The organism is Pedococcus sp. P1_H8, assembly GCF_056405175.1.
Genome location: NZ_JBFUCP010000270.1, coordinates 1 through 427 on the forward strand (window position 1 = coordinate 1; position 427 = coordinate 427).

The 427-nt window shown below is 63.2% G+C and carries 2 pseudogenes; both read right to left on the reverse strand.

Going from position 1 to position 427, the window contains the following annotated elements:
• Window positions 1-235, reverse strand: a pseudogene (locus AC1DYG_RS19945) (phosphoribosylformylglycinamidine synthase subunit PurL); the annotation flags it as partial.
• Window positions 236-239: 4 nt separating this feature from the next.
• Window positions 240-427, reverse strand: a pseudogene (locus AC1DYG_RS19950) (hypothetical protein); the annotation flags it as partial.

The window sequence follows — 427 nt, forward strand, 5'->3', positions numbered from 1 at the left end:
GGTGGTTGTGCGACTCGACCTTGAAGGTGACCGCCCAGCCGTCGCCGATGTCGACGACGCCGGCGTTCTCGCCGATGCCTGCCAGCATGGAGGAGCGCATCTCGTCGGTGGTGGTCTCACCGAAGTACTTCAGGTGCACCTTGGAGGACTTGTAGGAGCAGTGCTCGCTCCACATCACCGAGTACATCGCGAGCTCGGCGTCCGTGGGGCGACGACCGAGGATTTCCCGAATGCGGGTGGTGGTTGTGCGACTCGACCTTGAAGGTGACCGCCCAGCCGTCGCCGATGTCGACGACGCCGGCGTTCTCGCCGATGCCTGCCAGCATGGAGGAGCGCATCTCGTCGGTGGTGGTCTCACCGAAGTACTTCAGGTGCACCTTGGAGGACTTGTAGGAGCAGTGCTCGCTCCACATCACCGAGTACATCG